This is a genomic window from Streptomyces sp. WI03-4A, assembly GCF_033792105.1.
GTDB classification, from domain to species: Bacteria; Actinomycetota; Actinomycetes; order Streptomycetales; family Streptomycetaceae; genus Streptomyces; species Streptomyces collinus_A.
In genome coordinates this window covers 6,453-25,643 of record NZ_JARAUO010000007.1, presented here as the reverse complement: position 1 = coordinate 25,643, position 19,191 = coordinate 6,453, and the positions used below count along the sequence as shown (strand labels likewise).

Genomic DNA, 19,191 nt, shown 5'->3' with positions numbered 1-19,191 from the left:
ATGGCACCGCTCCGCTCCTCCTCGCGCTCCCGCCGCCGCGGGGACGCCTCCGGCAGCCGCATGTGGACCTGGTTCATGCTGCCGGGCACCCTGTGGATGACCGGCTTCCTGATCGCCTCACTCGTCCTCGTCGCGATCCTCGCGGTCGGCACCACCGACGAGCTCGGCAATCCCCGCTTCGGCTTCGACCTGTCCGGCGTCCGGGCCCTCGCCGACCCCGCCTACACCGAGGTCATGGCCCGCTCCCTCGGCTACGCCCTGCTCACCTGCCTGATCTGCCTGCTGGTCGCCTACCCGGTGGCGTACACCGTCGCCCTGCACGGCGGCCGCTACAAACACGCGCTGATCGCCGCGATCGTGGTGCCGTTCTTCGCCAACTACCTGGTCCGCATGTACGGCTGGTCGGTGGTGCTGTCCGACGACGGTCCCGTGCTGCGCGCGCTGCGCGCCGTCGGACTGGCCGACGGGAACACGAAGATCCTCAACACCGGGGTCGGTGTGGTCGCGGGACTCGTCTACGGCTTCGTGGTCTTCATGATCATCCCGCTGTACGCGGCCCTGGAACGGCTGGACGTCTCCCTCATCGAGGCCGGCCGCGACCTCTACGGCGGCCCGGTCCGCACCTTCCTCTTCGTCACCCTGCCCGCCACCCGGCAGGGCGCGGCGGCCGGGCTCGTCCTGGTCTTCCTGCCCGCCATGGGCGACTTCGTCAGCGCACAGCTCATGGGAGGACCGGACCAGATCATGATCGGCAATCTCATCCAGGACAAGTTCTTCCAGGGCCAGAACTGGCCGCTGGGCTCCGCGCTGACCATGCTGCTGATGCTCGTCCTGCTGATCGGGATGTTCGGCTACCTGCGGCGCACCCGCAAGGACGAGGCGGAGGCGGCCCGATGACCCTGCTGCGCCTGCCCACCGCCACCGCGCCCGCCCGCCCGGCCCCCCGGGCCCGTGCCCGCCGCGGCCGCGCCGACCGCAAGCCCCGGCTCCTCGTCGCCGTCACCGCGGTCTTCTTCGCCCTGCTCTACCTGCCCATCGGCGTCGTGGCGCTGTTCTCCTTCAACTCCAAGAAGTCCCTGACCGTCTTCGGCGGGTTCAGCCTGCGCTGGTACCGCGCCTTCGTCCACGACGACGTGCTGCTGGCGTCCCTCGGCACCAGCCTGCGCATCTCCCTGGTGGCGATGGCCGGTTCGGTCGTCCTCGGCGTGGCGCTCGCGCTCGGCCTGGTGCGCTGCCGTACCCGGCTGGGCTCGCTGGCCGGCCTCGTCATGCTGGTGCCGCTGATCACCCCGGAGATCGTCACCGGCGTGGCGTCCATGCTGCTGTTCAAGGGCCTCGGCGTGGCCCTGTCGACCGGCACGGTGATGCTCGCCGAGATCACCTTCTCCATCTCGTACGTCACCGTGATCCTCCGCTCCCGGGTGGCCGCGCTCAATCCCGAGGTGGAGGAGGCCGCGATGGACCTCGGCGCCACCCGCTGGCAGGCGGTCCGGCTGGTGACCCTGCCGGCCCTGCTGCCCGCCGTGCTCGCCTCCGCCGTCCTGATCTTCGCGCTCGTCTTCGACGACTTCGTCCTCGCCTACTTCACCACAGGCGTCGATCCCCAGCCGCTGTCGGTGCGGATCTACTCGGCGATCCGCTTCGGCGTACAGCCCACCATCAACGCCGTCGGCACGCTGATGCTCGCGGGATCCGTCGCGCTGATCGCCCTGGCCCTGTTCATCCCGCGCCTCTTCGGCCGCCGCGGCGGCCTCGACATCCTCTCCGGAGAGTGACCCATGGACGCGACCGAAGCGACCCCGGCCGTCCGGCTCGACGGCGTCTCCAAGCAGTTCGGCGACTCCTACGCCGTCCACCGTCTCGACCTCGACATCGAGGCCGGCCAATTCTTCTCCCTCCTCGGCCCCTCCGGCTGCGGCAAGACCAGCACGCTGCGCATGATCGGCGGGTTCAGCGACCCCACCGAGGGCTCGGTGCTGCTCGCCGGTGAGGACGTGACCGCGCAGCCCCCCAACCGGCGCAACGTCAACACGGTCTTCCAGAGCTACGCCCTGTTCGACCATCTCAGCGTCGCCGACAACGTCGCGTTCGGACTGAAGCGCAAGGGCGTCGCCAAGGCCGAACTGCGCCGCCGCGTGGGCGAGATGCTGGACCTGGTCCAGCTCGGCGGCCTCGCCGACCGGGTGCCGCGTACCCTCTCGGGCGGTCAGCGGCAGCGGGTCGCCCTGGCCCGCGCGCTGGTCAACCGTCCGGCCGTACTGCTCCTCGACGAGCCGCTGGCCGCCCTGGACCTGAAGCTGCGCCGGCAGATGCAGGTGGAGCTGAAGCAGATCCAGCGCGAGGTCGGCATCACCTTCGTCTTCGTCACCCACGACCAGGACGAGGCGCTGACCATGTCGGACCGGATCGCCGTGATGAACGAGGGCCGCATCGAGCAGTGCGGCACCCCCGAGGACGTGTACGAGCATCCCGCCAGCCGGTTCGTGGCCTCCTTCCTCGGCACCTCCAACCTGATGACCGGCACCTACCGGGGCGGCGAGGTCGCCCTGGAACAGGGCCCCGCCCTCCCCGTCGGCGCCCGCGAGGACATCGCGGACGGCTCCGCCGTCAGTGTGTCCGTACGGCCCGAGAAGATCTGGCTGTCGGACTTCGAGCCGGGCATGTCGAAGCTGCGCGGGGTGATCCGCGAGACCGTCTACAGCGGCCCGACCACCACCTACCTGATCGAGCTCGCCCCGGGCGTGACGCTGTCGGTGCTGGAGCAGAACACCGCCCGGGCCCGCATGGAGGACCGCTGGAGCGGGGGCGAGACGGTGGAGTTCGGCTGGCGGCCCGAGCACTGCCTGGTGCTGGCCTGACGGACCCGACCGCCCCTGACACGAAAGCGAAACCATGCATCATGACGTGATCGTGCTCGGTGCCGGTCTCGCCGGGCTCGCCGCCGCCCGGGACCTGACCGCCGCCGGCACCGACGTGCTCGTCCTGGAGGCCCGGGACCGGGTCGGCGGCCGGGTCGAGCAGACCCGCGCACCCGACGGCCGCATCGTCCAGCTCGGCGGTGAGGTGGTCGGCCGCGGCCACACCGCCTATCTCGGGCTCGTGAAGGAACTCGGCCTCGAACTCGTCCCCAGCTATGTCGCCGAGCCCGGCCGCATCACCCGCGCCACCCCGGAGGGCCGCTCGGCCGGCGATCCGCCGCACTGGTTCGGGCCCGGGGACGCGTTCCTGCACGAACGGCTCGGCGCCGAGTTCGGCGCGCTGGCCGCCGGCGTGGATCCCGAGGACCCCTGGTCGCACCCGGAGGCCGACGCCCTGGACCGGCTGTCGGTGGCCGGCTGGCTGCGCTCCCGGCACGCCACGCCCGCCGTGGTACGCCTGTGGGAGATCGGCCAGCTCGCCCTGGCCGGCGGCTCCTACGAGCGGATCTCGCTGCTGGCCGCGCTGCGCAAGAGCGCGGCGGTGCCCGGTCCCGGCACGGGCGACTACGACTACGACGACTGGGAGGGGCTGCGCCTGGCCGAGGGGTCGGCGACGCTCGCCGAGGTCCTGGGCCGCGAACTGGGCCCGCGCGTCCGGCTCGGCTCACCCGTGGCCGCCGTGGCGGTACGTCCCGGCCGCTGCGCCGTGCGGCTGGCCACCGGCGAACTGCTCACCGCCTCGGCCGTGGTGAGCGCGCTGCCGGTGGGCCCCCTCAGGTCCGTCGCCGTCAGCGGGGTGAGCGAGGCCCGGCTCGCCTCCCTGCACCGCCAGCGCCAGGCGGTCGCCGCCAAGTTCGCCGCCGTCTACGACCGGCCGTTCTGGCGCGAGGCCGGTCTGAACGCCCTGTCCGAGACCGAGGGCGTCCTCGGCAGCACCTGGCCGCAGGGCGAAGGCGTCCTGTCGGCGCTGATACCTCCCGAGCGCTACGGCGTCCTGCTGGGCACTCCGCCCGAGCTGCGCGCCTCCGAACTGCTGGCCGAGGCCGCCGCCATGTTCGGCGCGGAGGCGCTCCGCCCCGCCTCCTGCCACCTGCGCCTGTGGGGCACCGACCCGTGGACCCAGGGCTACGTCACCCAGTGGCCGCCGGGCGAGGTCATGGCGGTGGGCCCACTGCACGGCACCCACGAACCGCCGTTCTACGTCTGCGGCTCCGACCAGTGGGTCGCCGGATACATGGAGGGCGCGGTCCGTACCGGCCGCGCCGCCGCCGAGGAGGCGCTGCGCCGTGGCTGACCCCGCCCGTGGGACCACCGTCCTGAACCACATCGGCGGCAAGGAGACGCCGGCCGCCTCGGGGGCCACCGTGCGGCTGATCGGCCCGGCGACCGGGCGGCAGCACGGCACGGCCCCGCGCTCGGGCCCCGAGGACGTCGAGGCGGCCTGCCGGGCGGCCGAGGACGCCTTCGACGGCTGGGCCACGACGACGCCGGCGCAGCGGCAGACCGCGCTGCTGCGCATCGCGGACGCCGTGGAGGCGGCGGCGGACGAGCTGGCGGACGCCGAGGTGGCCGACACCGGCAAGCCGCGCGCGCTGTTCCTGGCCGACGAGATGCCCGCGATCGTCGACGTGCTGCGGTACTTCGCCGGGGCCGCCCGGAACCTGCCGGGCGCCGCGGCGGCCGAGTACACCCCGGGCCGCACCTCCCTGCTGCGCCGCGAACCGGTCGGCGTCTGCGCCCAGATCACCCCGTGGAACTACCCGCTGATGATGGCGGTGTGGAAGATCGCCCCCGCGCTGGCCGCCGGGAACACGGTCGTCCTCAAACCGTCCGACGGCACGCCCTCCACGGCCGTGCTGCTGGCCCGGCTGGCCGCCGGGCACCTGCCGCCCGGTGTCCTCAACGTGGTGTGCGGCGACCGCGACACCGGCCGGCTGCTCGTCGCCCACCCGTGCGTCCGGCTCGTGGCCGTCACCGGAAGCGTCCGGGCCGGACAGCAGATCGCCGCCGCGGCGGCCGCCGACCTCAAGCGCCTGCACCTGGAACTCGGCGGCAACGCGCCGGTGCTGATCCACGAGGACGCCGATCTCGACGACGCGGTGGAGCAGTTGTCGTCGCTGGCCTTCTACAACGCGGGCCAGGACTGCACGGCGGCCACCCGGATCCTCGTGCACCACCGGATCCACGAGGTGTTTGTGGACGCCTTCGCCGACCGGGCCGCGCGGCGGACGCCGGGCGGCCCGGACGACGCGCACGCCGACTTCGGCCCGCTCGCCGGCGCCGCCCAGCTCGCCGGCGTGCGGGGCCTGCTCGACCGGCTCCCGGACCATGCCGAAGTGGTCGCCGGAGGCCTGGCGCTGCCCGTCCCCGGCTACTTCCACCAGGCCACGGTGGTGGCCGGGGTCCGGCAGGAGGACGAGATCGTCCGCAGTGAGGTGTTCGGTCCCGTCGTCACGATCCAGCCGTTCACGGAGGAGGCCGAGGCGTTCCGGATGGCGAACGCCGTTCCACAGGGTCTGGCCGCGAGTGTCTGGACCCGCGACCACGACCGGGCCATGCGGGCGAGCCGGGCGTTGCAGACGGGCATCGTCTGGGTGAACACCCACGGCACGACCGTCTCGGAGATGCCCCACGGCGGAGTGCGTCACTCCGGCTACGGCAGCGACCTCTCCCTCACCGGCCTGCTGGACTACACGCAGGTCAAGCACGTGATGCTGTGAGGGGAGGGCGGGCCAGCCGCACCGCCCCGGTTTCCTGTAGGGGGCATCAGTATTCCCACCGGACTGTGGCTGGATCAGGCATCTGACGGATGTTCGGATGTGGCGATACTCGGGAGGCCGGGCAATCCGCCCGAACTCACCCTCCGGAGGCCGCAGATGCCGCAGTCCAGTGTTCACACCGCCGCCGTGCTCGAAGCCTGGCTGTCGGGCGCCGAGAGCGCCCAGGGCCAGCTCAACCCCGCCGGGCCGCTGTACGTCGGCGGCGCCGCCGCGGAGGCCGCGCTGACCGACCCCAGCGACTCCCTGTACGGCTTCTGTTCCAGCCCGAGCGGGTCGCACGGCAGTTGGTGCTGCTGATCGTGTGAGGGGGAGCCGCGCCCTCGGCGGCGCGGCTCCCCGTCCCGGCGGCGACCCCGGCGGACCGGGGACATGGCGTGCACGGCGTGGAGAGGGAGACGGCGAACGGTGAGCGGACCGGTGGCACAGCGGCAGGAGACGGGCGAGCGGGACACGGGCGAGACCGAGTGGTTCGCCGGGCCCGTACGGAGCATCGCGCGACCGTGGCGGGACGAGCTGGCCCGGCGGCTGGCCGCCGTCGACGACCTGGACCGCGCGGAGCGCGCCGCGGTGCTCGAGGCCGGACACACCGCGCTGCTGCGGTCCCTGCACGCCAAACTGTCCCGCCTGTTCCTGATCGAACTGCACGCGCTGCGCATGACGGCCGGGGACGGACCAGCGCCCAAAGACGCGGCGGCGGGCACCGACACCCGGACCTGGACCGAGTTCATCGAGCGGGCCGGCGAGGAGGGCTACCTCGACCGCTTGGCCGACCGCTACCCGACCGCCGCCGCGCGCGTCGCCTCGGTGGCCCGCCTGTCGGTGGCGGCGACGACCGGTTTCGCCCAACGGCTCGCCGAGGACCGGGTGTTGTTGAGCCGGATCCTGGGGGCGCCGGCGGGCCGGTTGCGCGCCGTCACGTTCGGCGCGGGTGACAGCCACCGGGGCGGTCTCACGGTCAGCCGGGTCGACCTCGCCGGCGGGAGCGTGATGTACAAGCCGCGTCCGCCGGAGACCGACGTGGCGCTCGGCGGCCTGCTGGACGAGATCTACGCGGACTTCCCCGACGCCCCGGCGCCCGGGGAGCGCATCCGGGTGCCGCGGATGCTGGGGCGCGGCGGCTATGGCTGGGCCGAGTTCGTCGGCCACCGCTACTGCGCCGACGACGCCGAACTCGCCGCGTTCTACCGCAACATCGGCCACTGGCTGGCCGTGCTGCGCTTCACCGGCGGCACCGACATGCACGCCGAGAACATGATCGCCGCGGGCCCGGTGCCGGTGATCGTGGACGCCGAGACGCTCTTCGACGCGCCCGCCCCCTTCCCGCCCAGCGGCCGGGGCGACGCGGTGGACGTGGCGGCCGCGGCGATCCGCCGCACGGTGCTGCGCACCGGGCTGCTGCCCGTGCGCGGCACCGGCTTCGCGCTCGGCGGGGTGGACATCTCCGGGGTCGGGGCGCTGCCCGGGCAGCAGCCGCTGATCCCGAACCCGGTGATCGCGGACGGCGGCACCGCGGCGGCCCGCTTCCAGGTGGACCTGGTGGCCATGCCCGGCGCGGGCAACCACCCCGGTCCCACCCCCGTGCTGAGCGCGTACTGGGACCGGGTCCTGGCGGGCTTCAAGGAGATGACCGCGCACCTGCGCCGGCCCGGGACCGACCCGTACCGGCTGCTGCGCCGTTTCGAGGGCGCCCGGGCGCGCCGGATCCTGCGACCGACGCAGGCGTACGTCGACATCGGCCGGATGCTGTGGCACCCGGCGTCGCTGCACGACGAGCCGGCGGCCGTCGAGCGGGCCCGGGACATCCTGCGGCGCAACGCCGAGGTGCTGCCCGGCGCGCCGAAGGACCGGGAGACGATCGACGGCGAGATCGCGGAACTCCTGGCCGGCGACGTCCCCATGTTCACCTTCACCGTGGACCGGGCGGCCGTCCGGGCCACGGTCGAGGACTGGCGCACGGCGGACCTGGCGCTGGAGGAGTCCGTGATCCAGGACGCGCTGGTGGGCGCCTACCTCAACGAGCGCTCGCTGCCCGCGCGGGTGCAGGAGGCCGCGCGAGACCCGCACGCACGGGACGCGGAGCGCCGCCGCCGGAAACTGGCCGCGCGGATGGTGCGGCGGCTGTGCGACGGCGCGGTGCGCGGCGAGGACGGCACGGCCACCTGGATCAGTCCCGTCTTCACACCCGCGGGATGGTCCATCAGGGTGCTGCCCGCCGACCTGTACACCGGGCAGGGCGGGGTGGCGCTGACCCTCGCCGAGTACCTGGCCGAGGCGCGGGCCGGCCGGGCCGACGAGGTGCCGGGTGTCGCCGATACGTACGAGGGCGCGCTGCGGGTGCTGGCCGGCACCGAGGAGCGGACGCCGACCCCCTCGGCCGGGGCGTTCAGCGGCGCGGCGTCGCAGGTGTGGACCTGGCTGGCGCTGCACCGGGTGCTGGGCGAGGACCGGCTGCTGGAGCGGGCGGCCGGCCGGGCCGTGCTGCTGGAGGGCCCGCTGGTGGACGACGACGTCGAGGTGGACCTCCTCAACGGGGCGGCCGGCGGCATCGTGCCGCTGCTCGACCTGGCCGCGGCGACCGGGCAGGACCGCTGGCTGGCCGCCGCCGCGCACATCGGGCGCAGGCTGGCCGGGCTGGCCACCGTCGACGCGAGCGGCGCGCGCTGGACGACCCGGCTGAACCCCGAGGGCATCGGGGGCTTCGCGCACGGCGCGACCGGTATCGGCTGGGCGCTGGCCCGGCTCGCCCTGAGCGAAGCGGGGTCCGAGAGCGAGCGGCGCGACTGGAGCCGGCTGGCCGAACGGGCCTTCGCCTACCAGGAGTCCCTGTGGCGGCCCGGAGCCGGCAACTGGCAGGACGTCCGGGTCGGCGCCGAGGAGGACTTCTTCACGAGTTGGTGCCACGGCAGCGCGGGGGTCGGGACCGGCATGCTCGACCTGCACCGGCGCACCGGCGATCCGGCCCGCCTGGACATGGCCCGGCGTGCCGCGGCCGCCTGCGCCGCGGAGGGCTTCGGCTGGAGCCATACGCTGTGCCACGGCGACCTGGGGCTGTGGCAGTTCCTCACCGCCATGGAGTGGGGCGAGCGCGCCGAACTGGACGGCGAGATCCTCACCAGCCTCGAACAGCGGGGGCCGGTCGGCGGGTTGGCGCGGGAGGCGTTCTCCCCGAGCCTCATGTCCGGCCTCGCGGGCGTGGTGCACACCCTGCTGCGCATGCACCCGGCGGCTCGTCTGCCCGATCCCCTGCTGCTCGACTGACCGGTGGTGCGGATCAGCCGTCGTAGGGCATGACCCTGAGGATCTTGCCCTTCGGCGTGGCCGCGATGTACCCGACCTGGCTGTGGGCATTGCTGAGGTAGACGGACATGCCGGCGGGGTCGTCGAAGGTGTCGTCCGGCAGGTTGACCACCAGATAGCGGGTGTCGACGTTCGGGACCTTCAGCCTGCGCTTGGCCTCGGCCAGCAGGCCCGGCACCTTGTCCCAGTCGAATCCGTCGAGCGTGACGGGCTTCTTCCCGCTCGTCAGCGAGCCGCTGATGATGCCCTTCTCGACGCCCCGGCCCACGTAGTAGGTGTACGAGTCGTACGCGGTGTCGCTGCCCTTCACCATCAGCTCGGCGGAGATGAACCCCGGATACACCGTGAAGGACCCGTACCGGTCCCGGCCGGTCTCCTTCCTGAACGCGCGGATCACGCTGCGGATGCCGTCCGGCGTGAGCAGGTTCTTCGTCGTCGTGCCGGTCCGGTCGTCCGCGGAGGGCGTGGCGTCCTTACCGGTCGAGCCGCTGGCGAGCGGGCGGGTGGTGGCCGAACCGCCGGACGCGGAGGAACCGGAGGCGGAGGACCCGGAACCGTGGGTGCCGCCGTCGGGGAGCTGGGTCCAGACGAGCACCCCGGCGAGTGCCACGCCCGCGACCGGCAGGCCGACCAGCGCCCATCGGCGTGGGCGGTCCGGGCGCACGGCGACGGTGCGGGAGCCGGGGCGCGCGTCGTGCGGGCCCGGGTACGCCGTCGGGGTGCCGGGTGCGGCGTACGGCCCGGAGGTCATGGCGGGCGCGGGGCCGAAGCCGGTGGGCACGGTGTCCGCCGGGCCGGGGCCCGGCGGGGCGGGCGGGGCGGGCAGCGGGTAGGAGGTGGGCGCCTCGGCCTGGCGGGCGGCGGTGTCCAGCATGCGTTCCAGCTCCGCGGCGCCGGGCCGGGCCGCGGGGTCCCGGACGAGGACGCGGATCAGGACGTCCCGCAGTGGTCCGGCCTTCCCCGGTGGGGGGATGTCGTCGGACAGCACGGCGGCGAGCGTCGCCAGGGTCGTGCCGCGGCGCAGCGGGTGGTGGCCCTCGACGGCCGCGTACAGCATCATCGCCAGCGACCACAGGTCCGAGGCGGGGCCGCCGTCGTGTCCCGAGACGCGTTCGGGGGCCATGTAGTCCGGCGTGCCGATGACCGATCCGGTGGCCGTGAGGGAGGTCGCCTCCCGGACGGCGGCGATGCCGAAGTCCGTGAGCACCGGGCGGCCGTCGGGCCGCAGCAGCACGTTGGCCGGCTTCACGTCGCGGTGCTGGATGCCGGCCTCGTGGGCGGCGCGCAGCGCGGCCAGTACCTCGCGTCCGGTCCGGGCCGCCTCCTGGGGGCTCATCGGCCCGCGCTCCAGGCGGTCGGCGAGGGAGCCGCCGGTGACGAGTTCCATGACGATCCAGGGGTAGGTTCCCGGGCCGCCGTCGACGATGTGGTGGATGGTCACGACGTTGGGGTGGTCGACCCGGGCCAGGGCGCGCGCCTCGCGCAGGACGCGCTCCCGGAGCATCCGGGCGGCCTCCGGGTCGTACTCGGCGAGGTCCGGGTCGGGCGGCCGGACCTCCTTCACGGCCACGCTCCGCTGGAGCACCAGGTCCGTCGCACGCCAGACCATGCCCATACCGCCACCGCCGAGCCGTGCTTCCAGCTCGAACCGCCCGTCGACAACCCGTCTGCCGCTGTTGTCGCTGCCCTCACCGTTCATGCGCCGGAGCTTAGTTGCCGCCGCCCGGTGCCGGAGCGCCGCCCCCGTTCCGGTGCGGGACGGCTGCGCGTCACGGGGCGGGGTCGAGCGGGGCGTCGAGGCGGCCGGCGGCCGCGGTCCGGGGGGCGGGGGGCCGCGCGGCCGGGAGGCGGCGGCGCGGTGACGGTGTTCACGGCGGCCGCCGGTGCCGGTGGCCGCGCTGGGTCTCCGGCACCCGGCAGAGCGCGATGAGCGCCGCGTCGTCGTCGAGCCGCCCTCCGACGTGCGCGAGGAGGTCACGGCGGATGTGGTGGAGAAGCTGCTCCGGGCTGTCCCCGGTCCACTGGGCGGCCCGCGCCGCGAGCGGGTAGAAGGCGCCGCCCGCGTCACGGGCCTCGATCACGCCGTCGGTGTAGAGCAGGAGGGTGTCGCCGGGCTCGAGGGAGAACGCGTCGAGGGTGTACTCCGCCTCGCCGAGCTCGTGGACCCCGAGCGGGGGCGCCGGGTGCACCGGCACCAGGGCGGCGCTGGCGGCGCTGAGCAGCAGGGGCGGCGGGTGCCCGCAGCTCAGGATGCGGGTGATCGGGTCGGTGTCCGGGATCTCCACCAGCATCACGGTCGCGAACCGCTCCCCCGTCTCCCCCTCGGTCTCCAGCTCGGGCAGGTTGCGGGCCACGCTCTGCTCCAGCGCCTCGGCCAGGGCGGGCAGCGTGGTGTGGTGGTGGGCGGCCTCCCGGAAGGCGCCGATGAGGAGTGCCGCCTCGCCGATGGCGGACAGGCCCTTGCCCCGTACGTCGCCGATCATCACCCGCACGCCGCTGTCGGTGGGGGTGGCCGCGTACAGGTCGCCGCCGATCTGGGCCTCGGCCTCCGCGGCCATGTACAGGCAGGCGATCCGCATCGAGCCGATCTGCTCCGGCAGCGGCCACAGCAGGACGTGCTGCGCGGCCTCGGCGACCATGCGCACCTGGGCGAGCTGGTGCCGGCGCCGGTCGCGCAGGACGCAGTAGAAGACGGTCAAGGCCGACAGGACCGCCAGGGCGAGGATCTGGACGAGCACGTTGCGGGTGAACAGCACACCGAAGTGCCAGCCGATGTACGCCTGGGCCATCACGGTCAGGAAGCCGACCAGCCCGGTGACCCACGGGCCGGCGAACGACGCGGTGATCGCGGGCGCGATCACCAGCAGCGGACCTAGGTGGATGTCGGCCGGGACGAGCTGGTCCACGACCGTGATCACCACGATGAGCAGGACCGGGATCACCAGCAACGCGTGACTCGACTGCCACGGCTGCCGCACGACGGCAAGGCCTCGCCGAACATCCACGTCTCCACAGTGCACCACCGCACCGTGGCCGACGAGCGGGAGACGGCCGACGAGGGACGCGGGCGCACCGCCCAACCGGCGGGGGGGGCGGGGCCGCCCGGCATGCCCGTGTGAGCCCTGCATGCGCCCCTCGGGGTCCGGCGAGACTGGCGCGATACCGGCGATTCTCCAGGAAGGCAGGTCGGTTGCCATGCTGTTGCGACTGCCCACCTCCGTGTCCGGGGCACGGGAGTGTCTGGCCGAGGGCGCGGTACCGATCGGCGGGGCCACGCTGCTGTGGGCCGAGTGGCAGCGGGACGGGTTCCCGGCCCTGGCGATGTCGCTGCGCGGCGTCCCGGAGGCCAACGCGCTCGGGCGGGGGACGCTGGGCGCGGCCGTGGTGCTGCACCGGATCGACGGCCGGGTGCCGGACGTGCTGCGGCTGGCCGCCGCGAGCGTCGGGACCGGCGCCGTACGCCGGACGGCGACGGTCGGCGGCAATCTCGTGGGCAGCACGTTGCGCTGCCTGCTGCCCGCCGCCCTCGTCCTGGAGGCGCGGGCGTCGGTGCTGGGGCCGGACGGCGTCCGGGAGACCGACCTGTCCGAGGTCACGGCCAAGCGCCCGCTGCTGCTCGGCCTGCGCTGGCGGGAGCGGGTCGCCAGCGCCTACCGCAAGCTGCCTGCCGAGCCGGGCGGCCGACCACCGCTCACCGTCTCCGTCGCCCTGCACGCCGACACCCCCGGCCCCCGCCGCCTGCGCGTCGCCGTACGGGACGGCTACGAGGTGATCGACGGCAGCGCCCCGTACGACGACCCCGACACCGCGCTGCACACCCTGCGCGCAACAGCGCTGCGGGACCTGCCGGAGGACGCGTGGGACGCCGTGGACGCGCAGGTGGCGGCGGTGCTGCGGGCCGCCGGCGACGGGTGAAGGGGAGCGGCGGGGCGAGCGGCGCCGACGGGTGCGTGGCGCGGCGGAATTGACGTAGGCCACCGGCGGGCGGCGCGCCGCTCAAGGGGGCTGCGGAGGTGGCCGGGGGCGACACGCGGCTCGTGCCGGGTCCGTAGCGGCGACCGGCGGCCGATGCGCAGGTCAGGCCGGGTCGGCGACGTGACCGACGAGCGTTGCGCAGCTCAGGCCGGACCGGCTGAGGCGGCCGCCTGTACACGCGCCGCCCAGGCCGGGGCGGCGACGGCGACCATCGACGCACGCGCCGCCCAAGCCAGGGCGGCCGAGGCGGCCATCGACACACGCGCCGCCCAAACCGGGACGGCGACGGCGACCATCGACACACGCGCCGCCCAAGCCGGGGCGGCGACGGCGACCATCGACACACGCGCCGCCCAAACCGGGACGGCCGAGGCGGCCATCGACACACGCGCCGCCCAAACCGGGACGGCGACGGCGACCATCGACACACGCGCCGCCCAAACCGGGACGGCGACGGCGACCATCGACACACGCGCCGCCCAAACCGGGACGGCCGAGGCGGCCATCGACTCACGCGCCGCCCAAGCCGGGGCGGCGACGGCGACCGTCGAGACACGCGCCGTCCAGGCCAGGTCGGCCGAGGCGGGCGCGTCGCTCAGGCCGGGTCTGCCGACGTGGCCGGGCGGCCCACGGCGCCGGGGGCGAGCAGGAGGAGGGCGTCGACCAGGTCCTCCGCGGGGCCGCCGGTGGCCAGTCGGCGCAGTTGCAAGCCCATCACCAGGGCGACCGTCGTGGCCGCCAGGCGTTCCGCGTCCGGCACGCCCAGCGCGGTGAGGATGCGCGCGGCGAGCCGGTCGTAGGCCCGGAACGCCTCCGCCGCCGCCTCGCGCAGCCGTTCGTCGCGGCCGGCGTGCAGGTACAGCTCGAACGGCGCGAGATGGGCGCTGTCGAGCGCCGAGCCGCAGGCGACCTGGCCGGCCAGGGAGGCGGCGTCCTCTATCCCGAGGTCTTCGGTCCGGCACTGGTCGGCCAGCTCGGTGAAGTACCGGGCTTCCTCGCGCACGAAGTGCAGCAGGCTCTCGCGCAGCAGGTCGTGCTGGGTCTCGAAGTGGTAGGTGACCGAGCCGAGGGACACCCCGGCCTCCTTGGCGATCCGCCGGTTGGTGACCGCCGCGACCCCGTCCTCGCCGATGATCCGCAGTACGGCGGTGATGATGCGCTGGCGCGTCGTGGCGGAGGGGGCGGCGTTCGGCATGCCACGCATTGTTCCACCAGCCGTCGTCGGCCCCGACTCCGCCGGCGTCCGCACGACCGGGCGGTGGACAGCGCCCCCGGCTCTCCCTATTGTTCGTTCGAACGAACAGAACCGGAGGGTAACCGTGCGGATCGCTGGGGCAACTGTGCTGCTGACCGGAGTCACGGGTGGGATCGGCGGCGCGCTCGCCGCCGAACTGTCGGCCCGCGGCGCCCGACTCGTGCTCACCGGGCGGCGGCGCGAGGCGCTGAAGCCGCTCGCCGAGCGCTACGGCGCGCGGACGGTGGTGGCCGATCTGGCCGACGCCGACGACGTCGAGCGCCTGGCGGAGGAAGCCGCCGGCACGGACATCCTCGTCGCCAACGCGGCCCTGCCCTCCAGCGGTGACGTGCTCGACTACACGCCCGCGCAGATCGACCGGGCACTGGCCGTCAACCTGCGCGCCCCCGCGATGCTGGCCCGGCTGCTCGCCCCCGCCATGGTGACCGCCGGACGCGGGCACATCTGCTTCGTCGGGTCGCTCTCGGGCGTCGCGGCCACCCGGTCGTCGTCCCTCTACAACGCGACGAAGTTCGGGCTGCGCGGCTTCTCCCTGGCCTTCCGGCAGGACCTGCACGGCACGGGCGTCGGGGTCTCGATCGTGCAGCCGGGCTTCGTCCGCGAGCTGGGCATGTTCGCGAACACCGGGTCGGCGGCGCCCGGGGGCGTGCGCACGGTCGCGCCGGAGCGGGTCGTCAAGGGGGTGACCCGGGCGATCGAGCGGGACGTCGCCGAGATCAACGTCGCCCCGCTGGAACTGCGGTTCCTCACCAAGGTCGCGTCACAGTTCCCGGGCTTCTCCGAGCGGGTGCAGCGGCTGGCGGGGGCGGAGCGGAGCATGGACGCGATCGTGGCGGCCCAGCGGTCCAGCCGCTGACCCACGGGCCGCCGGTGCTCAGTGCACCCAGTCGCCCGGCCCGCCGCCCCGCCACTCGATCCACTCGGCGCTCACCACGTCCTCCGGTTCCACGTCCTCCAGACCGGCGCCGCGCAGGAACTCGACGACGTCGATCACCGTGTACGCCATCCCCACGAAGGAGCCGCCGACGCGGACACGGCGGCCGCCGTCCGGTGCGGAGGGGTACACGACGACCTGGACGACCTGGGGCATGCCGTCACCCTCGCCCGGGGCGGACGGTGCCGCACCCGGTGGACCGCCGTTCGGGCCGGCGGTGACATCACCGGCGGGAACGGGGGTACCCGCGACTGGCGGAGGTCCCATGATGTTCGAGGCAGGAGATATCCGTGAGTGGCGGGGTCACGACGTGGTGGACCCACACGGCCACAAGATCGGCGTACTGGAGTCGGTCTACGTGGACACGGCGTCCGACAAGCCCTTCTTCGCCACCGTGACGGTGGGGTTGCCCACCCGTCGCCGCCTGGCGTTCGTACCGCTCGTCGGGGCGACGGTCGGTCCGAGTTACCTGAAGGTGATCCACAGCAAGGACGTGGTCAAGAAGGCCCCCGCGATCGACACCGACGGCGAGCTGCACGCCACGGACGAACCGGGTGTCTTCGCGCACTACGAACTCGACTACGCGCCGGGCAGTGGCGGCGAGCGACGTCTCGCCCGCCGCTGACGGCACCCTGGACGTCGGGAGGTCCGATGGTTCTGTTCCTGCTGCTGATCCTCGTCGCCGTGGTGCTGGGAATCATCGGATTCGCCACGCACGGCCTGTTCTGGCTGCTGATCATCGGCGCCGCCGTCCTGGTCGTCGACCTCGTCTACGCCGGTACGCGGCTGCGCCGGGGCGGCGGAAGGAAGCACCGGCTGGCCCGCTGACCGCACGGGCGCCCGGTCGCCGGCCCCGCTGGGGGCCGGCGACCGGGCGTTCGGAGGCGGGCGCGGTGGCCGGTCAGCCCAGGCCGAGGACGGACATGGTGCGTTCGGCCATGCGCCGCTCCCCCAGGGAGTTGGGGTGGACCGGGACGATGTTCTGGCCGAACAGCAGCGGTTCGATCCACCGTGTCCCGGCGGCCTTGCACGCGTCGTGCCCCTCGGACGCCTGCGCGAAGTCGACGTACGTCGAGCCGGTCTCCGCGGCGGCCCGCGCGACGACGGCGTTGAGGTGGGTCTGCAGGGCGTGCAGGTACGGCACGTCGCCGGAGGCGATCGGGAGCTGGGCGAAGCAGGCCGGGTCGGCCGTCGCCGGTGTGATCCAGGGGTAGCCGAGCACCGCCACCCGGGCGCCGGGTGCCTTGGCGCGGACGCTGTTCAGGGCGGTCTTGAGCGCGGGGTAGGTGTTGGCGTCGATCGCGTCGTCGAACGAGGTGCCGTACTTGTCCTTGCAGGGGCTGCCCTTGCCACCGCTGAGGACGCCCGCGGTCCCGCAGGCGAGCATGGCGTTGATGAAGGTGCCGTTGTCGTTGCCGCCGATCGTCAGCGTCACCAGGTCGGTGTCCGCGGCGACCGCGTTCACCTGGGGCGCGACCCCCGGGTACTGCGCCTGGGTGAAGTCCTTCGTCTGCGCGGCGCCGCAGGTGACATCCGTCAGCCGGGCGCCGGTGCGCGCGGCGATGACGTGCGGGTAGTTGGCCGTGGAGCGCAGACACAGCAGGTTGCCGAGGTCGACGGGCAGGACGCCCGAGGCGGCGCTGTAACTGTCGCCGAGGGCGGCGTACTTCAGGGGCGTGGTGGCGTGGGCGGGGCTCCCGGTGACGCTGAGGGCCAGCGTTCCGGCGGCCGCGATTGACGCGGCCATGACACGACGCAGGGCAGGCAGGGGCATGATGCTCCCTCTTCTCGGGACGGGTACGCGGAGGCGGACGGGCGGGGGCGCCCGCCGTGCTGGTTCGCGAGAATGCGGCGGCTCGAGCAACAGGAAGTACCGGCCGACGGGACGCGGGCGGGCGAAAGAGCGCACGTCGAAGGCCGTGGAGACCGGTGGCGGGATTACCGCTCGGTTCTACTGATAGGTAATGTGCGGGCGCCGGACGGCCGCGTCAACAATGTTGACCGAACTTCTTGAAATCCTGACTGCCCCCGGGGGAGGGCGGGGTGCCGCCTATGCTGAGCCGCATGCCGCAGACCGGTTCCGGTTCCACCACCCGCGATGCCATCCACACCGCCGCCACCCGGCTCTTCCGCGACCAGGGGTTCGCCAGGACCACCGTCCGCCGGATCGCGGCGGACGCCGGGACCGACCCGGCGCTGGTGATCCGTCACTTCAAGAGCAAGGAGCTGCTCTTCCTGGAGACGATGCACCTGACCATCGACGACGAACCACTGCTCGACGTGCCGCTGGAGGAGTTGGGCGAGCGCCTCGCCCAACTCCTCCTGGACCTCGACGGATCGGTGCGGGGCATCTTCCTGGCCCTCGTGCGCGGCAGCAACGAGGAGCAGATCCACGACCGGCTCCGGGAGACCCACGAGAAGGTGTTCGTCGAGCCGCTGCGCGGCCGGCTGTCCGGGCCCGACGCCGACCTGCGGGCCCGGCTGGCGGCGTCGCTGGCGGGAGGGCTGCTGTACGCGTTGTGGGTGGCCCGGGACGAGAGCCTGCTCCGCACCGAGAGCAAGGAACTCATCGCCCACTACGGCGCGCTGTTCCAGGAGATCCTGACGCCGCGTCCGTGAGGAGCGGGACCCGTCCGCGGGGGGCCGGTCGTCGTGCGACCGACGGGAGGACCCCCTCCAGGATGGGGTGTTCGTCCAGTGTTCCCGGCCCCGGGACGCCCCGAGACTGCCTCTCATGACGAACGAAGCGCCACCCCGGAGACCGGGTGCCACCGCGGCCGGACCGCTCGCCCGCCGTGCCGCCGCCGAGGCGGTCGGCACCGGGTTGCTGGTGGCGGTGGCCGCCGGGTCCGCGATCCAGGCCACCCGGCTTTCGCAGGACGCCGGCGTCCGGCTGCTCGCCTGCTCGCTGGCCGTCGCCCTCGGTCTCGGGGTGCTCATCACCCTGCTCGGGCCGGTGTCCGGTGGCCATCTCAATCCGGCCGTCACCCTGTCCGCCTGGTACACCGGCCGCCGCCGCGGTGCGGGGCCGACGCTGCGCGAGGTCGCCGCGTACGTACCGGCGCAGACGGCCGGTGCGCTCGGGGGTGCCGTGCTGGCGGACGCCATGTTCACGCGGCCGCTGCTGCGGCTCTCCACTCATGAGCGGTCCGGCGGGCACCTGTGGCTGGGCGAGGCCGTCGCCACGGCCGCGCTCGTCCTGCTCGTCGTCGGCCTGGAGCGCGGCGGCCGGGCCCGGTCGGTCCCGGCCGCCGCGGCCGCGTACACCGCGGCCGCCTGCTGGTTCACCTCCTCCACGGCCTTCGCGAACCCGGCGACGACCGTCGGCCGGGCACTGACCGACACCGCCGCCGGGATCGCCCCCGGCTCCGTGCTCCCGTTCGTCGCCGCCCAACTGGCCGGGACGGTTATTGGGTTGGGAACCGCGACCGTACTGTTCGGGCGCCAGGCCCGGGAGGGGGACGGCGGCACCCTTTCCGCCCGGGGCCCGTGCGGGACCGGCGCCGCCCCTGCCCGCCCGGTCCGGCCGGGTCCCGCTCAGCCCAGCCTGAACTTCTGTGCCGCCGACCCGTTGCAGTCCCAGATCCGCAGCCGGGTGCCGTTGGCCGTCGCCCCGCCGGGCGAGTCCAGGCACCGCCCCGACTGCGGGTTCAGCAGCGAACCGTCCGCCTGCTGCACCCACTTCTGACCGCCGACCCCGTTGCAGTCCCACAGCTCGACCTGCGTGCCGTTCGCCGTCCCGTTGCCGTTGACGTCCAGGCAGCGGCCCAGCGTGCCGAGCGCGTTGTCGGGGCGGTGGAACCAGTGCTGGTCGACCGCCCAGGACTGGCAGTCCCACAGCTGCACGGCGGTGCCGTTGACCCCGGTGTCGTCGGCCGCGACGTCGACGCACTTGCCGCCGGGACCCGCGACCGGGGCACCGCCGGCCACCGAGAACTTCTGTGCCGCCGACCCGTTGCAGTCCCAGATCCGCAGCCGGGTGCCGTTGGCCGTCGCCCCGCCGGGCGAGTCCAGGCACCGCCCCGACTGCGG

At 74.0% G+C, this 19,191-nt stretch carries 20 protein-coding genes and 1 pseudogene; 14 read left to right on the top strand and 7 right to left on the bottom strand.

The window, feature by feature from the left end; translation table 11 throughout:
- From PV343_RS10365 to PV343_RS10335, 7 genes are all read left to right on the top strand, one after another.
- Positions 1-897: an ABC transporter permease gene (locus tag PV343_RS10365; protein ID WP_319146542.1), complete on the top strand. Its 897-nt coding sequence runs from the start codon at positions 1-3 to the stop codon at positions 895-897.
- Positions 894-1,775, top strand: a complete 882-nt coding sequence (locus tag PV343_RS10360) for an ABC transporter permease (protein ID WP_319146541.1) — start codon at positions 894-896, stop codon at positions 1,773-1,775. Before PV343_RS10365 ends, PV343_RS10360 begins: the two co-directional genes overlap by 4 nt.
- Positions 1,776-1,778: 3 nt before the next feature.
- Positions 1,779-2,858: an ABC transporter ATP-binding protein gene (locus PV343_RS10355; protein ID WP_319146540.1), complete on the top strand. Its 1,080-nt coding sequence runs from the start codon at positions 1,779-1,781 to the stop codon at positions 2,856-2,858.
- 34 nt (positions 2,859-2,892) lie between these two features.
- A complete protein-coding gene (locus tag PV343_RS10350; RefSeq protein ID WP_319146539.1) occupies positions 2,893-4,212 on the top strand; it encodes an NAD(P)/FAD-dependent oxidoreductase in 1,320 nt (439 codons plus the stop codon).
- The gene (locus PV343_RS10345) at positions 4,205-5,638 is read left to right on the top strand and encodes an aminobutyraldehyde dehydrogenase (RefSeq protein WP_319146538.1); all 1,434 of its coding nucleotides are present in this window, start codon (positions 4,205-4,207) and stop codon (positions 5,636-5,638) included. The genes PV343_RS10350 and PV343_RS10345 overlap by 8 nt, the downstream gene beginning before the upstream one ends.
- A gap of 156 nt (positions 5,639-5,794) precedes the next feature.
- Positions 5,795-5,995, top strand: a complete 201-nt coding sequence (locus tag PV343_RS10340) for a DUF6229 family protein (RefSeq protein ID WP_319146537.1) — start codon at positions 5,795-5,797, stop codon at positions 5,993-5,995.
- 108 nt (positions 5,996-6,103) lie between these two features.
- Complete coding sequence (locus tag PV343_RS10335) at positions 6,104-8,956, top strand: type 2 lanthipeptide synthetase LanM family protein (protein ID WP_319146536.1); 2,853 nt, start codon at positions 6,104-6,106, stop codon at positions 8,954-8,956.
- A 13-nt stretch (positions 8,957-8,969) separates the two neighbouring features.
- Here PV343_RS10335 and PV343_RS10330 read toward each other — a convergent pair whose 3' ends face one another.
- Both PV343_RS10330 and PV343_RS10325 read right to left on the bottom strand, forming a co-directional pair.
- Positions 8,970-10,694 carry a serine/threonine-protein kinase gene (locus tag PV343_RS10330; protein WP_319146535.1) on the bottom strand — a complete coding sequence of 575 codons (1,725 nt, stop codon included), beginning with the start codon at positions 10,692-10,694 and terminating at the stop codon, positions 8,970-8,972.
- A 169-nt stretch (positions 10,695-10,863) separates the two neighbouring features.
- Positions 10,864-11,937 carry a PP2C family protein-serine/threonine phosphatase gene (locus PV343_RS10325; RefSeq protein WP_415923479.1) on the bottom strand — a complete coding sequence of 358 codons (1,074 nt, stop codon included), beginning with the start codon at positions 11,935-11,937 and terminating at the stop codon, positions 10,864-10,866.
- Between the two features lie 9 nt (positions 11,938-11,946).
- Between PV343_RS10325 and PV343_RS10320 the strand changes: the two genes are divergently transcribed.
- Positions 11,947-12,114, top strand: coding sequence for a hypothetical protein (locus PV343_RS10320; protein ID WP_319146533.1), 168 nt, complete (start codon positions 11,947-11,949; stop codon positions 12,112-12,114).
- A 76-nt stretch (positions 12,115-12,190) separates the two neighbouring features.
- The gene (locus tag PV343_RS10315) at positions 12,191-12,910 is read left to right on the top strand and encodes an FAD binding domain-containing protein (RefSeq protein WP_319146532.1); all 720 of its coding nucleotides are present in this window, start codon (positions 12,191-12,193) and stop codon (positions 12,908-12,910) included.
- 203 nt (positions 12,911-13,113) lie between these two features.
- Here the strand turns inward: PV343_RS10315 and PV343_RS10310 are convergent, their stop codons facing one another.
- Together PV343_RS10310 and PV343_RS10305 are read right to left on the bottom strand one after the other, a co-directional pair.
- Entirely contained in the window at positions 13,114-13,476 is a 363-nt protein-coding gene (locus PV343_RS10310) for a hypothetical protein (RefSeq protein WP_319146531.1), read from the bottom strand.
- An 89-nt stretch (positions 13,477-13,565) separates the two neighbouring features.
- Complete coding sequence (locus PV343_RS10305; protein ID WP_319146530.1) at positions 13,566-14,165, bottom strand: TetR/AcrR family transcriptional regulator; 600 nt, start codon at positions 14,163-14,165, stop codon at positions 13,566-13,568.
- A 124-nt stretch (positions 14,166-14,289) separates the two neighbouring features.
- Between PV343_RS10305 and PV343_RS10300 the strand changes: the two genes are divergently transcribed.
- The gene (locus PV343_RS10300) at positions 14,290-15,081 is read left to right on the top strand and encodes an SDR family NAD(P)-dependent oxidoreductase (protein WP_319146529.1); all 792 of its coding nucleotides are present in this window, start codon (positions 14,290-14,292) and stop codon (positions 15,079-15,081) included.
- A gap of 18 nt (positions 15,082-15,099) precedes the next feature.
- Here PV343_RS10300 and PV343_RS10295 read toward each other — a convergent pair whose 3' ends face one another.
- Positions 15,100-15,315, bottom strand: a complete 216-nt coding sequence (locus PV343_RS10295) for a hypothetical protein (protein WP_319146528.1) — start codon at positions 15,313-15,315, stop codon at positions 15,100-15,102.
- 112 nt (positions 15,316-15,427) lie between these two features.
- On the opposite strand from PV343_RS10295, the gene PV343_RS10290 reads away from it, so the two are divergent.
- Together PV343_RS10290 and PV343_RS10285 are read left to right on the top strand one after the other, a co-directional pair.
- Complete coding sequence (locus PV343_RS10290) at positions 15,428-15,784, top strand: PRC-barrel domain-containing protein (RefSeq protein ID WP_319146683.1); 357 nt, start codon at positions 15,428-15,430, stop codon at positions 15,782-15,784.
- A 26-nt stretch (positions 15,785-15,810) separates the two neighbouring features.
- Entirely contained in the window at positions 15,811-15,987 is a 177-nt protein-coding gene (locus tag PV343_RS10285) for a hypothetical protein (protein WP_319146527.1), read from the top strand.
- A gap of 73 nt (positions 15,988-16,060) precedes the next feature.
- On the opposite strand, the gene PV343_RS10280 is transcribed toward PV343_RS10285, so the two are convergent.
- Positions 16,061-16,933, bottom strand: a complete 873-nt coding sequence (locus PV343_RS10280) for an SGNH/GDSL hydrolase family protein (protein WP_319146526.1) — start codon at positions 16,931-16,933, stop codon at positions 16,061-16,063.
- 290 nt (positions 16,934-17,223) lie between these two features.
- Between PV343_RS10280 and PV343_RS10275 the strand changes: the two genes are divergently transcribed.
- Both PV343_RS10275 and PV343_RS10270 read left to right on the top strand, forming a co-directional pair.
- Positions 17,224-17,778, top strand: a complete 555-nt coding sequence (locus PV343_RS10275; protein WP_319146525.1) for a TetR family transcriptional regulator — start codon at positions 17,224-17,226, stop codon at positions 17,776-17,778.
- A gap of 115 nt (positions 17,779-17,893) precedes the next feature.
- Positions 17,894-18,334 (top strand): annotated as a pseudogene (locus tag PV343_RS10270) (aquaporin); the annotation flags it as partial.
- 362 nt (positions 18,335-18,696) lie between these two features.
- Here PV343_RS10270 and PV343_RS10265 read toward each other — a convergent pair.
- A partial coding sequence (locus tag PV343_RS10265) for an RICIN domain-containing protein (RefSeq protein WP_319146524.1) occupies positions 18,697-19,191 on the bottom strand: 495 nt, incomplete at its 5' end.